Here is a 13,045-nt window from a genome sequence, read left to right on the forward strand (position 1 = left end):
GTGCGACGGCGAACCGGGCCAGCGCCGCCTCGTCGGTGAACGCACCCGCGCAGGCCGCACCGCCGAGCGCGAACAGGGCGATCAGCAGGACATCCTTCACCGCCCGGACTCCTCGGCGGACACGTCGAAGCGGTAGCCGATGCCCCAGACCGTCCGGATGAGGCGTGGCGCGGCCGGATCGTCCTCGATCTTGGCGCGCAGCCGCCGGACGTGGACGGTGACGGTGGACAGGTCCCCGAAGTCCCAGCCCCACACCTCCCGCATCAGCTCCTCCCGGCTGTGCGGCCGCCCGGGCCGGGTGAGGAAGTGCGCGAGCAGGTCGAACTCCCGCAGGGTGAGCACGAGGGTCTCGCCGTCCTTGGCGGCTCGGCGGGTCTGCGGATCCAACCGGATGCCGGCCCCGCTCAGCACGACCGGCTCGTGTTCCGCCACCGCTGGCGCCGTGCGGCTGCGGCGCAGTACGGACTCGACGCGCAGGACGAGTTCGCGCGGGCTGAACGGCTTGGTGACGTAGTCGTCCGCACCCAGTTCCAGGCCCGCGATCCGGTCGTCCTCGTCCCCCCGCGCCGTCAGCATGATCACCGGCACGGGGCGGTCGGCGCGCAGACGGCGGCACACCTCCAGGCCGTCGATGCCCGGCAGCATCAGGTCGAGGACGACCAGGTCGGGCCGTTGCAGGGCGGCCCGCTCCAGGGCGGTGGGGCCGTCGGCGGCGTGGTCGACGGTGTGCCCGGCCCGGTGCAGATATCCGGTGACGACTTCGGCGACGGTCGGATCGTCGTCGACGACGAGGATCCGGGCAGGCGGCAGGGGCGTACGCATGCCACCCAGCCTCGCACGCGAGGCCGTTGGTCATCCGGGCCGGGACGACACCTGTTCCGCGAGGTCTTCCCGGGGCGGTGTCTTCCTGGTGCACCTGGCGCGACCGCACGTGTCCTTCGTGGCCCGGGACAGGGCACCCCGGTGCCCGCCGCGGTTCCGGCCGGTGCGGTGGACGGCCGGTCAGCCGACGTGGACGCGGGGGCGGCGGTCGCGGTCCGGTTCGGCCTCGCGCAGGATCTCTCGGGTGACGGGAGCGACCTCGCCCTGGCCGAAGAGGAAGAAGCGGACGAAGTTGGTGAAGGGGTTGCCCTCGGTCCACTCGAAGAAGACATGGGGGCGGGTGCCGGTGAGGTCGCGGGTGTGGAGGAGGAAGGCCGCGAGGGCGTTGGGGACGGAGGAGCTCTCCATCGTGAGGACGCGGTAACGGCCGTGCATGAGCTCGCCGCGTACCGTCAGGCCGGCCTCGAACTCGGAGGGGTCGGTGACCGTGACCTCGACGAAGACGAAGTCCTCGGTGGTGGGGATGTCGTTGTCGGCGCGGATCTGTTCGATCTTCTCGCGGTATTCGGTGACGTCGCGTTCGTCGGGTTCATTGGCTATGAAGCGCGGCGTGCGCTGGGAGATGTCGCGGATGAACCGCTCGGCCATCCCGTCGAGTTCCACGTGCGTGACGCGGAGTTCGAAGGCGCGGCCGAGGCGGGAGAGGAGGGAGATGAGGAGGATGCCGGCGGTGAAGCAGGCACCGATCTTCACGCCGTCCGGGCGTTCGATCACGTTCACGACGGTGGTGTAGAGGAAGACCGCCGAGATGACGCCGAAGGCGATGGTCCAGCCACGCTGGCCGGCTTTGCGGGCAGCGATGGTGACGGCGATGGCGGCGGAGCAGATGAGGACGAGCACACCGGTGGCGTAGGCGCCGCCCTGGGCATCGACGTCGGCATCGAAGATCCAGGTGACGAGGAAGGCGACGAGGGTGAAGACGATCACCATGGGGCGCACGGCGCGGGCCCAGTGCGGGGCCATGCCGTACTTGGGCAGGTAGCGCGGCATCAGGTTGAGCAGACCGGCCATGGCGGAGGCGCCCGCGAACCACAGGATGAGGATGGTCGAGACGTCGTAGACCGTGCCGAATGCGTTGCCCAGGTACTCGTGCGCCAGGTAGGCGAGCGCGCGGCCGCTGGCACCGCCGCCGGACTCGAACTCCTTGTGCGGGATGAGCACGGTGGTGATGAAGCTGGTCAAGATCAGGAAGACGCTCATGATGACCGCGGCGGTCGTGAGCAGCTTCCTGGTGCCGCGAATCCGCCCGGCGGGCCTGTCCCCGGCGTCGTCCGGGGCACCCTTGACATGCGGCATCACGGCCACGCCGGTCTCGAAGCCGGACAGGCCGAGCGCCAGCTTCGGGAAGACGATCAGGGCGACGCCGATCATGACGAAGATGTTGCCGTGCTCGGTGGTGAGGGCGGCCGTCCAGTCGGTGACGACGTGGCCTGCGGTGAGGACGTGCCACAGGCCGGTGACCACGACCACCGCGTTGAGCGCGAGGTAGACCGTGACCAGGACGACAGCGACGCCGATCGCCTCCAGGAAGCCCTTGAGGAACACGGCGCCGAGCAGCGCGATGAGGATCATCGTGATCAGCATCTGCTTGTCGTGCAGGACCCCTTCCAGATTGGGGTTCTCCACCAGGTGGGTGGAGGCGTCCGCGGCCGACAGCGTGATCGTGATCAGGAAGTCGGTCGCGGCGAAGCCCAGCAGCGTGAGGACGAACAGCTTGCCCTTCCAGAAGGACAGCAGCCGCGACAGCATCGCGATCGAACCCTCGCCGTGCGGGCTCTCCTCGGCCACGCGCCGGTAGACGGGCAGCGCGCCGGCCAGGGTCACGATCACGAGCACGATCGTCGCGACGGGGGAGAGCAGACCGGCGGCCAGGGCGGCGATGCCCGGCTGATAGCCGAGGGTCGAGAAATAGTCGACACCGGTCAGGCACATCACCCGGTACCAGGGCTGACCCTTGTGCTCGGGCGCCGGGGCGGCTTGCGACGGGCGACCCTTGCCCATGTCGGACAGCCCCTCCAGCATCCACGCCCGTAGACGACTCGGGTGTGTGTCGGTCGGGGTGACCATGGGGTGCTCCTGGTGTTCTGCCGGGGTGGGAATTCGGCCATCAAGCGGACGGCCGAGTCAGCGTAAGCAATGGATTCTCGGCCCACCCGGTGAGGGGCGTCAGGAAAGCGTCAAGATCCGCTCGCTTGGTACCGCGCCGGGCTCGTGGCCGCGCCTTTGACGAGGGAGGTGTCGAGCGGAGAGCGAGTACGAGCCGGACGCCGTCCCGGTCCCGGCGTCCGTGGTCCGGGTGGTCGCGGCGAAGAATCCTCGGACGGGAGGGCGCCGACGACGAGTGCACCGCGGGGAACATCTCCTTCTGCTCCGAACCGGGCTTCCGCGGGCCAAGACGGTGTACAAGTCCGCGCTCGGCGCCCTGTCCGAGAACGCCGACCTCGGCAGGGGCATCCGGTACATCCGCACCACCTGAGCGTCGCGACGGGGTGCGGGATCACCTCCGGCCACCCGCAGCGGCACCGGCCGACTGCGCTCATCCCGCCCTGGAGCAAGAGGTATTCGAGCGAGGCCGGATTCCGCGGGGTGGCCTGTACGGGTGCCGGAGGCGCTGGAAGGGTCATCGGCATGACCGAGCAGAGGAAGACCACACCCCCCGGCCCTCCGTTCTACATCTCCAAGGACGAGGAAAAGCAACTGCGCCTCGCCGCCGAGAAGATCGCCCCTTCGCTGGTCATCTCCCAGGCGTCGTCGTTCGACGAGTATGTGCGTCAGCTCATGGTGCCGCCCGCGATCATGGATCTGGCGCGCAAGGCGGCGGACATCAAGTTCACCGCCTGGGAGATCGAGGGAATCCGCGAACTCCTGGCCCCGGGCACGGGCGGCAAGGTGCCGCTGCTGCGGCAGATTCTCATCGAGAAGTCGAAGCTGGACCCCAGCCACCCGCCGTACATTCGCGTCGCCTGCACGGGCAAGGGCGACTACGACCACCTCGCCGCGGCGCACGGGTACGAGGTGACCCACGAGGGCGACTACGGGTCACCGGTGGTACTGGAGATCTGGCCGGCCCAGCACTACTCGCCGATGCATTCGCACGGCGAGACCACCGGCATCGTCTACTGCCTCGCCGGGCAGCTCGACGTGATGTCCTACGCCACCCTGGACTGGAACGCGGAAAAGCGCGGCCTGGTCACGCTCACTCCGGGGCAGTGCGCCTGGCTGACCAAGGACAGCTACGCGGTGCACAAGGTGTTCTGTCCCCTGGACGGCGGCCCCGACCCCACCCCACTCCTCAACGACACCGGCGATTTCGGCGCCAGTTTCCACGTCTACCTCAACCGCGACGAATTGCAGGTGGCGGTCGACGACTCCGAATCGCGGGACGCCTTCGACTACATCGACGAGGCCCCGCCGCACGCCCAGAAGCAGTTCCAGACGTACTCGGATCTCTCCTGGCGCGTCCTGCGGAGCGTTCTGGCGAAGAAGGCGCAGGACTGGTAACCACCGGTTACCCGCGGTGCTCTCCCTGCCCTGGCCCGAGGAGGCCAGGGCAGCACCGTCTTCCCGAACGTATGACTGGGACAAGATCACGCCGGAAGGTGCGGGCCGGACCGCCCGGGGCAGCCACAAGACTGCGCATCCGGCCACCTCCGACCGGGTGAGTCCCTGGGACTCCTCCACTGAGAACGATCAAACACATGGTCAACGGGATCTTGTCTGCTTTTCGTCACATGGCCGGTTCGGCTCGGTGTTCCCCCTGCGCCGGCCGCGTACGTTCGCCCCGTATTCGGTTGCAGGACGCGAGGGGATCCGAAGGTATGGGGCAGGGCAGTGCGAAGAGCGATGTGGGCACGGCCTACATCGGCGATGTATTTATGCGCCACCCGCTGACGACGCGGAACCAGGAGGAGCTCGACATCGCCGGCAAGGCCGAGGCCATCCTCCAGCGGCATCAAAGGGATGCGCTGAAGAGGAGCGTCGAAGGGGGGAAGAAGCAGCTCAGCCCCATCGGGTTCTCCCTGAACAAGGTGCGCTACGGCCGCTTTCCCGAGGAGGAGAAGACAGCGCACGAGCGCGGCTGGCGCGCCTATATGAATGTGGGCGTACCGCTCGTCGAGGAGCGGAGCGACATTCAGCAGCCGCCTCCCGACCTGATCTCCAAGCAGACGTACATCAACGGAACCGACCCCATCGAAATCACCGTGACGGACACGGTCGAGTTCGGCATCTCGAACACCATCAGCTGGTCGCTCCAGGGCGAGGCGAAGCTCACCTTCGGGGCGAAGTCCACGGCGTCGTTGCAGGAGCAATTGCAGAAGAGCCTGGCGACGATGCAGTACCAGCAGGTCACCCTGCTCAACAGCAAGGACAATCAGGGTGTCAACACGGAGTCCCATACCGAGGCGACGAGTACCACCACGGCCACGAGTTCCGCCACCGGCACCGGGGAACTGTGGTCGGAGCTGATGTTCGGGATCACGGCCTCCGTCAGTGGCTCGTTGACCACGGAATGGAAACACCAGTCGTCGATGAGCTTCAAAATCGGCAGCCGGGCCGACGTCATGGCCACGACGCGACGCCAGGTACGGCAGTTCGACTACCAGATCCCCATCACCTTCGGCGGCTGGGTCGCCTTGTACTACGACGAGCCGGTGGAGGTCAAGGAGACGCCGCCACAGGGCAGGGAACCGAAGTACTCCAAGGTCATCGCATGGAAACTCGGCGACGCCCTGGCCGATCCCGGCAAGTTCGACCTGGCCGACGAGGGAAGGGGGTTCATGCAGAAGGGAGAGGCCGAGATCGTCGCCGTCCGCGTCGGGGAGCACCGGGTCTTCCAGCCCGAGGTGCTCGACTACCAGAACCACAAACAGCCTCTCTAGAAGGGGTGATGCGAACAGAGACCACCGAAGCGATCAGGAGGGGAACCCCATGTCCTTCAAGAACATCTTCGACAGCGGCGGGAACGAGGCGGATTCCGCCCGGCAGGCCGCCGATGCCTTCAACAAGAACACTCCGGGTTCCGGGGACGTCTCGGAGGCCGTACGCAAACTGGAGAGCGAGCGCGACCCGTGGCTGGTGCGCCAGACGGCGCACGGGGCGTTCGACGTCATGGGTTTCCTGGGCCCCCTCTTCCAGAAGTTCCACGACGTGTCCGCCGACCAGCGCACGGTCTCGGAAGACCCCGCATCGACATCCGGCATGGCCTCGTCCGCCAAGAACAAGGCGTTCGAGAACGTCCAGGTGAAGATCCGCGACGAGGACCTGCCGTACATCGGCGAGGACCAGCAGCGGAAGCTGAAGGAGGCTCACGACAGGGCCCTGGGCTTCCGCCTGATCACCACCGAGCTGGGCAAGGCCGAGGGCCTCGCGCTGGACCCCTCGCACGACAAGGCGTACGTCGCCGACCGGAGCGGCCAGAAGCTGTTCGCGGTGGATCTCACCACCGGCGCCAAGCGCGTGGTCGCGAGCAGTCTGGGCGACGTCAACGATGTGGCGCTGGACGGGAACGGCACGGCCTACGTCACCGACTGGGGCGGCGGGCGCCTGCTCGCGGTGGATCTGTCCACCGGCTCCGCCCGCAAGGTCACCGACGGCCTGCCCGCCTATGGCGTCGCGCTGGACGGGAAGGGCAAGGCCTACGTCGCCGACTGGTCCAACGCGCAACTGGTCGCGGTGGACCTGAGCAGCGGACGGAAGGAGACGATCGCCAGGGACCTGGCATACGCCTCCGGCGTCGCGCTGGACGGGAAGGGCAAGGCGTACGTCGGCCAGAAGGACGTCGGCGAGCATCTGTACGAGATCAACCTGGCCGGTGGCGCCAAGCGGGAGGTGACCACCCTCCCCGGGGCGACCACCCCCCGGGCGGCGCTGGACGGGGCGGGCCACGCCTACGTCGCCGACCCCACCGGCAAGCGCCTGTACCAGGTCGGCCTGGCCGACGGCGCGCAGCGCGTGGTGGCCACCGGTGTCGACACGGCCCACGGCCTCGAACTGGACAGCGGCAACGGCCAGATCTACGTCAGCAACCAGGCCGGCCAGCTGTGGCGGATCTCGCAGCGCGCCACCGAGGGCCTCGGCAAGGTCAACGTCGTGGCATAGGGCGCTCTCGGCGGGCGGGCACGAGCACCCGCTCATGCCCGCCCACCCGTGCCGGGACGGGGCGGGAAGCCCGGCGGTCAGGCGCGCAGGAACGCCTCCAGGGTGGTCGCGAAGGCCACCGGGATCTCGTACATCGGGTAGTGGCCCGAGTTGGCCAGGACCTCCAGCTCGGCCCGGGGGTAGTGGGCCAGCCAGGTGCCGCGCATCGCCTCGGGGGTCAGGGCGAGGTCGTGCTCGCCGACGAAGACCTTCACGGGGAGGGTGCTGCCGGCCACCTTGGCGGCGAAGTCCTGGGTGCTCCAGTCGGTCAGATAGGAGGCGAAGGCCTCCGGCCGGGAACCGGCCACCGAGCGGGCCGTCATCGCGTCCAGCCAGCGGCCGCAGGCCCGGTTCCCCGTGACCAGGTCGAGGATGGCCCGCCGGTTGGCCGGGTTCCGCGCCGCGCCGTGGAAGAGATCGTGGGCGTCGCCCTCCAGCGGGTAGGCACTCGCCGGTACCGGCGCGATCCCGGCCAGCTTGCGCACCCGGCGCGGCGCCTCGGCCAGGACGAGCTGCGCCGCCTTGCCACCCATCGAGTGCCCGACGACGGAGAACGTGTCCCAGCCGAGCCGGTCGGCGAGGGCGAGCGCGTCCGCGGCGATCTCGGCGAGCGTGAACGCGCCGGGAACATCCAGGCGTTCGCCGTAGCCGCGGTAGTCGAGGAACGCGTAGCCGAAGGCCTCCGGGTCCAGATGGTCGAGGAAGGGGCCCCAGGCCGCGCTGGTGCCGAACCAGTCGTGCAGCACCAGGACCTTGTGCGGGCCGGTGCCGAGGGTGCGGTGGCTGATCGTCATGCGGGCTCCCGTCGGGTGGAGTGACGGCTGGTACTTTCCCCGCCGGCGTGGCCGTAGTCCGGTGGGGTACGGCCCGGGCACCCGGGCCGTCGTGTGTATCCGCCGGGTATCAGGAACCGCTCGGTCGCCCATCGAACCGGCGCGCCGGCCCGCGACCCCCGCGCGACGCGGTCGCCGCGTCCGGTCTCTGCCGTATCGTGCCTTCCGGGTCGCCGACTGCGCGTACAGGCGGGACCCCTTCCGCCCCCCGACCCGTCCGAACAGGAGCCCGTACGCCCGTGTCCTCGTCCGCCCCGGCCCCGGGAACCCCGCCGCGGCCCGTCCGTGTGCTGCTGGTGGAGGACGACGACCTGATGCGCCGGTCGTTCACCGTCGCCCTGGAGCGCTACGGCTACGAGATGCGGGCCGCGGCCGACGGGCTCACCGGGCTCGAGCTCTTCCGGGACGAGCCCTTCGACCTGCTGATCCTGGACGTGATGCTGCCCGGCCTGGACGGGATCGGCCTGTGCCGCAGGGTCCGGGAGACCAGCCTGGTGCCCGTCCTGATGATGTCCGCCCGCGGCGACGGGCTCGACGTCGTCGCAGGTCTGGAGGCCGGGGCGGACGACTACGTCGTCAAGCCCGTGGACACCTACGTGCTCGTGGCGCGCATCCGCTCGCTGCTGCGGCGGGCGACCTACGCCGCCGCTCCGGGACCCGAGCCTGCCGCGGACGAGGGGCGGCCGCAGGCCGAGGGGCAGGTGCTGGTCTTCGGGGAGCTGACCGTCGACACCGGCGGCATGGAGGTGTCCGTCTCCGGACGCCCGGTGGCGCTGACCCCGACCGAACTGAAGCTGCTCCTCGAATTCGCCGCCCATCCCGGCATCGTGCTGGAGCGGCACACCCTGCTGCGCAACGTCTGGGACTACGGCTGGGACGGCGACAGCCGGGTCGTGGACCTGTGCGTGCAGCGGCTGCGCAGAAAGCTGGGCCGGGAGCGGATCGAGACGGTCCGCGGTTTCGGCTACAAGCTCAGGCGCTGAGCCCGGTGCGCCCGTTCCACCGGCTGCGGCCGGAGCTCGCCTCCCTGCGCTGGAAGATCGCCGCGCTGGCCGCGGCCACGGCCTGCCTGGTCGCGGCGGCGGTCGGCGTGCTGGTGCACTTCTGGACCGCGCAGGACATCCGCGACCGGGCCGAGGCCCAGGCGTTCAACACCGTGTACGCGGCCATGGACGTCTACCGGCGCACCGGAGCGCTGACCGACGGTGCCGAGCTCGACCCGGCCGGCCTGCCCGCCGCACTGCGCCACCCGGCCGACGGGAACCGGCACACGGCCTACGACGAGCGCGTCGAGGGAAACCTCGGGCCGAGCGTCTGGGCCGCCCAGCGGACCGGCGACCCGGGCAGCCCGGTCCTCGCCGTCCGGGTCAACATGGGCCCGGACCTCTACGGGCTGCACCGGCTCGACATGATCATGGCCGTCGCCTCGCCGGTCGCGCTCGCCGCCGCCGCGCCCCTGGCGGGCTACGGGGCCGGGCTGCTCGCCCGCAGGCTGCGACGGGTCTCCGAGACCGCGGTCCGCATCTCCGCCGGGGACCTGGACGCCCGCACCGGGCCCGTCAAGGGCCGCGACGAGGTGGCCGACATCGCCGCGACCGTCGACCTCATGGCCGACAGCCTCGGCCGGCGGCTGCGCAGCGAGCGCCGGTTCACCGCGGACGTGGCCCACGAACTGCGCACCCCCGTGGGAGGTCTGCTGGCCGCCGCCGACCTGCTGCCGCCCGGTGAGACGGAGGACCTGCTCCGGGCCCGGGTGCGCGATCTGCGCGGCCTGGTCGAGGACCTGCTGGAGATCTCCCGGCTGGACGCGGGCGCCGAGCAGCCGGTCCGGGCCCGCGTCCCGCTCGGCGCGGTCGTCTCCGACGCCGTGGCGCGCACCGGCTACGACACCGAGGTCACCGTCGCCGATGAGGGGGGTGCCGAGGCCGCGGAGACCGTGGAGACCGATCCGCGCCGCCTGGAACGGATCGTCGGCAACCTCGTCGTCAACGCCCACCGGCACGGAGCCGGCCCGGTACGGGTCACCGTCGAGGGCCGCACGGTCGTCGTACGCGACCACGGCCCCGGCTTCCCGGCGGACCTGCTGCTCCACGGCCCGCGCCGCTTCCACACCGGCGCGCCCGAGCGCGGCGCGGGCCACGGCCTCGGCCTGACCATCGCCCTGGGCCAGGCCCGGCTCCTCGGCGCGGAACTGCGCCTGGACAACGCCCCCGAGGGCGGCGCCGTCGCCACCCTGCGCCTGCCGGCCGCCTGACAGCGGGTCCCCGCGGAACTGCTACCGAGCGGCGCGTGGGCCGATACACGGCGGCCCGGGCTTTCGATACATCCCCCCGGCACCCTTCGACGTGCACCCTTCCGCACCCGAAGAGGAGTCCGACGTGACCGCCGACCCCCTTGCCCCGCACGCGCCGCGGACCGTGTCCGGGATCGCAGCAGCGACCACCGACCTGTCGAAGGTCCACGGCAGCGGCGACACCCGGGTCGTCGCGCTGGACCGGGTGAGCATCGCCTTCCGGGAGGGCGAGTTCACCGCGATCATGGGCCCCTCCGGCTGCGGCAAGTCCACCCTGATGCACTGCGCCGCCGGGCTCGACACGCCCAGCTCGGGCTCCGTGCGCATCGGCACCACCGAACTGGGCACGCTCGGCGACCGGCAGCTCACCGCCCTGCGCCGCGACCGGATCGGCTTCGTCTTCCAGGCGTTCAACCTCCTGCCGACGCTGACCGCCCTGGAGAACATCACGCTGCCGCTCGCCATCGCCGGACGCCGCCCCGACCGGCAGTGGCTGGACCGCGTGGTCTCCATGGTCGGCCTCTCCCAGCGCCTCGACCACCGGCCCGCACAACTGTCCGGCGGACAGCAGCAGCGTGTCGCGGTGGCCCGCGCCCTGGCCTCCCGCCCCGCGATCGTCTTCGGCGACGAGCCCACCGGAAACCTCGACTCCCGCGCCGGCGCCGAGATCCTCGGCTTCCTGCGCGACTCGGTGCGCGAGCTGGGCCAGACCGTCGTCATGGTCACCCACGACCCCGTCGCCGCCTCCTACGCCGACCGCGTGGTCTTCCTCGCGGACGGCCGCCTGGTCGACGAGATGACAGCGCCCACTCCGGACCGGGTCCTGGACCTCATGCCGCGCCCTTCCGGGACCGGCTGACCCGCGCCCGCGCCGCACGCCCCCGTCCCTCCCACGCTTTTCGAAGGCCCCCATGCTGAGAACAGCCCTGCGCAACGTCCTGGCGCACAAGGCCCGTCTGGTCATGACCGTCCTCGCGGTCTGTCTGGGCGTCGCGTTCGTCTGCGGCACCCTCGTCTTCGCCGACTCCTCCGCCGCGGCCCACCGCGCCGCCGCGTCGAAGAACTTCGCGGACATCGCGGTCACCGTGAGCCCGAAGGACCCCCCGCCGGGGACCGCCGCGAACCAGCACGCCGACGTGCTCGACGACGCGCTCGTACGGAAGCTGGCCGGCGTACCCGGCGTCGCCGCCGTGCGGCCCTCGGTCGACGGCGTGGCCACCCTGAACGCCGCCGACGGCACCCCGCTGCGGGCCGACAAGGCGTGGGCGCACCCGGCCGCCGCGTATGTGCCGGGCAAGGACGGCAAGGACAGCCGCTATCCGCTGGTCGAGGGCCACGCCCCCACGAGCGGCGACGAACTGGCCGTGGACAGCGGCACCGCGGCCGCCGGTCACCTCCGCATCGGCGACACGGTCACGCTGGCCACCGACGGCCCGGTGATGACCAAGCGCCTTGTCGGCATCGTCTCCACCAAGGACACCCGGGTGACCGCCGGCGGCACCCTGGCCCTGTTCGACAGGGCGACCGCCCAGCACCTCTTCGCGACCCCGGGCCACTACACCGGGATCGACCTGGCCGCCGCGCCCGGCACCGGCCAGTCCGAGCTCTCCCGCCGCGTCCTGGACGTGCTCCCGGCCGGCCGGGCCGAGGCCACCACCGGCCGCGCGCAGGCCGCCCGGCAGGCCACCAATGTCGACATGCAGACCCGGGGCTACAAGAAGCTGCCGATGGTCTTCGCCGGGGTCTCGCTGTTCATCGGCTCGTTCCTCATCGTCAACACCTTCACCATGCTCATCACCCAGCGCACCCGTGAGATCGCGCTGCTGCGGGCGATCGGCGCCACGCGCCGCCAGGTCGTCCGCTCCCTCCTGCTGGAGGCCCTCCTGGTCGGCCTCGCCGCCTCGGCAGCCGGATTCGTCCTCGGCCTGGGCATCGCCTCCGTACTGCCGGACCTCCTGGGCACCGGCGCGGATCCGCTGCCCCACGGCCCCCTGGTGATCGGCCCGCGTTCCGTCGTGGCGGCGCTCGGTGTAGGTGTGGGCGTCACCGTGCTCGCCGCGTGGCTGCCCTCCCGCAGGGCGGCGAAGGTCGCGCCCGTCGAGGCGATGCGCACGGCCGGACAACCGCCCACCGCCACCCGGTCCCGGGTCCGTGCCGTGGCGGGTCTCGCCCTCCTCGCCCTCGGGGCCGGCCGGCTGATCTCCCTCATGGGCGCGAAGGACGCATCCGAATCCAACCTGCAGAACGCGATGCTCGGCTGCGCCGTGCTGGTCGTCGCCATGATCGTGCTGGCGCCGCCGCTCGCCGCCCCCGTCATCCGGCTGACCGGCCGCCTGACCGGCCGCTTCGGGATCACCGGCCACCTCGCACGGGAGAACGCACTGCGCGACCCGCGGCGCACCGCGGCCACCGCCTCCGCCCTGCTGATCAGCACGGCACTGGTCGCCGGGCTCGCCGTCCTCGGCAACTCCGCTTCACAGGCCCTCGACCGCCAGGCCGCGGCCGGGCTCGGGGCCGACTACGTGATCAGCACCCGCAGCACCATGACCGGCATCGACCCGGCCGCCGTACAACGGGTCGCCGACACCCCCGGGGTGCGGACCGCGAACGCCGTCACGGACTCCACCGTGTTCGCCGGCGGCGGCGTCCGGGAGATCTCCGGCGTCGACCCCGCCACCGTCAAGGACGTGATGAAGCTCGACGTCACCAGCGGCTCCCTCGCGGACCTCGGGCCGGGCCGGATCGCCGTCTCCAGCACCGTCGCCCGGGAGTACGGCGTACGCGCGGGCGGCAGGATCAACGCCGGCCCCAGGGCGGCTCGACGATCACCCAGCAGTACGTGAAGAACGCCTACCTCAACCAGAAGCAGACCTTCAGCCGCAAGCTCACCGAGATGTTC

General features: G+C 70.9%; 11 protein-coding genes. 8 read left to right on the forward strand and 3 right to left on the reverse strand.

Annotated elements, in window-relative coordinates:
• Positions 1-96: 96 nt before the first annotated feature.
• A complete protein-coding gene (locus AB0K09_RS20970) occupies positions 97-822 on the reverse strand; it encodes a response regulator transcription factor (protein WP_366066897.1) in 726 nt (241 codons plus the stop codon).
• Between the two features lie 180 nt (positions 823-1,002).
• Entirely contained in the window at positions 1,003-2,949 is a 1,947-nt protein-coding gene (locus tag AB0K09_RS20975; protein WP_366066898.1) for an amino acid transporter, read from the reverse strand.
• Positions 2,950-3,510: 561 nt separating this feature from the next.
• Here AB0K09_RS20975 and AB0K09_RS20980 point away from each other — a divergent pair.
• The 3 genes from AB0K09_RS20980 (at position 3,511) to AB0K09_RS20990 (ending at position 6,981) form a co-directional block, all read left to right on the forward strand.
• A complete protein-coding gene (locus AB0K09_RS20980) occupies positions 3,511-4,383 on the forward strand; it encodes a hypothetical protein (protein ID WP_366066899.1) in 873 nt (290 codons plus the stop codon).
• Positions 4,384-4,700: 317 nt separating this feature from the next.
• Positions 4,701-5,762 (forward strand): gluconolaconase, encoded by a 1,062-nt coding sequence (locus tag AB0K09_RS20985; RefSeq protein ID WP_366066900.1) that lies wholly within the window; start codon positions 4,701-4,703, stop codon positions 5,760-5,762.
• 49 nt (positions 5,763-5,811) lie between these two features.
• Complete coding sequence (locus AB0K09_RS20990; RefSeq protein WP_366066901.1) at positions 5,812-6,981, forward strand: hypothetical protein; 1,170 nt, start codon at positions 5,812-5,814, stop codon at positions 6,979-6,981.
• A 77-nt stretch (positions 6,982-7,058) separates the two neighbouring features.
• Here AB0K09_RS20990 and AB0K09_RS20995 read toward each other — a convergent pair whose 3' ends face one another.
• On the reverse strand, positions 7,059-7,814 hold the full coding sequence (locus tag AB0K09_RS20995; protein ID WP_366066902.1) for an alpha/beta hydrolase: 756 nt from the start codon (positions 7,812-7,814) through the stop codon (positions 7,059-7,061).
• 278 nt (positions 7,815-8,092) lie between these two features.
• Here AB0K09_RS20995 and cseB point away from each other — a divergent pair, with 278 nt between their 5' ends.
• From cseB to AB0K09_RS21020, 5 genes are all read left to right on the forward strand, one after another.
• Positions 8,093-8,836 carry a two-component system response regulator CseB gene (gene cseB, locus AB0K09_RS21000; protein ID WP_366066903.1) on the forward strand — a complete coding sequence of 248 codons (744 nt, stop codon included), beginning with the start codon at positions 8,093-8,095 and terminating at the stop codon, positions 8,834-8,836.
• Between the two features lie 5 nt (positions 8,837-8,841).
• Complete coding sequence (locus tag AB0K09_RS21005; protein WP_366066904.1) at positions 8,842-10,107, forward strand: HAMP domain-containing sensor histidine kinase; 1,266 nt, start codon at positions 8,842-8,844, stop codon at positions 10,105-10,107.
• Between the two features lie 124 nt (positions 10,108-10,231).
• Positions 10,232-11,005: an ABC transporter ATP-binding protein gene (locus AB0K09_RS21010; RefSeq protein WP_366066905.1), complete on the forward strand. Its 774-nt coding sequence runs from the start codon at positions 10,232-10,234 to the stop codon at positions 11,003-11,005.
• Between the two features lie 52 nt (positions 11,006-11,057).
• Positions 11,058-12,989, forward strand: a complete 1,932-nt coding sequence (locus tag AB0K09_RS21015) for an ABC transporter permease (RefSeq protein ID WP_366066906.1) — start codon at positions 11,058-11,060, stop codon at positions 12,987-12,989.
• A partial coding sequence (locus AB0K09_RS21020) for a hypothetical protein (protein WP_366066907.1) occupies positions 12,986-13,045 on the forward strand: 60 nt, incomplete at its 3' end. The genes AB0K09_RS21015 and AB0K09_RS21020, both read left to right, overlap by 4 nt.

This window comes from Streptomyces sp. NPDC049577 (genome assembly GCF_040675635.1).
GTDB lineage: Bacteria > Actinomycetota > Actinomycetes > Streptomycetales > Streptomycetaceae > Streptomyces.

Coding starts and splice junctions, on each gene's coding strand:
- AB0K09_RS20970 (WP_366066897.1), bottom strand. CDS start 822: ATGCGTACGCCCCTGCCGCCTGCCCGGATCCTCGTCGTCGACGACGAT.
- AB0K09_RS20995 (WP_366066902.1), bottom strand. CDS start 7,814: ATGACGATCAGCCACCGCACCCTCGGCACCGGCCCGCACAAGGTCCTG.
- AB0K09_RS20975 (WP_366066898.1), bottom strand. CDS start 2,949: ATGGTCACCCCGACCGACACACACCCGAGTCGTCTACGGGCGTGGATG.
- AB0K09_RS21015 (WP_366066906.1), top strand. CDS start 11,058: ATGCTGAGAACAGCCCTGCGCAACGTCCTGGCGCACAAGGCCCGTCTG.
- AB0K09_RS20985 (WP_366066900.1), top strand. CDS start 4,701: ATGGGGCAGGGCAGTGCGAAGAGCGATGTGGGCACGGCCTACATCGGC.
- AB0K09_RS20980 (WP_366066899.1), top strand. CDS start 3,511: ATGACCGAGCAGAGGAAGACCACACCCCCCGGCCCTCCGTTCTACATC.
- AB0K09_RS20990 (WP_366066901.1), top strand. CDS start 5,812: ATGTCCTTCAAGAACATCTTCGACAGCGGCGGGAACGAGGCGGATTCC.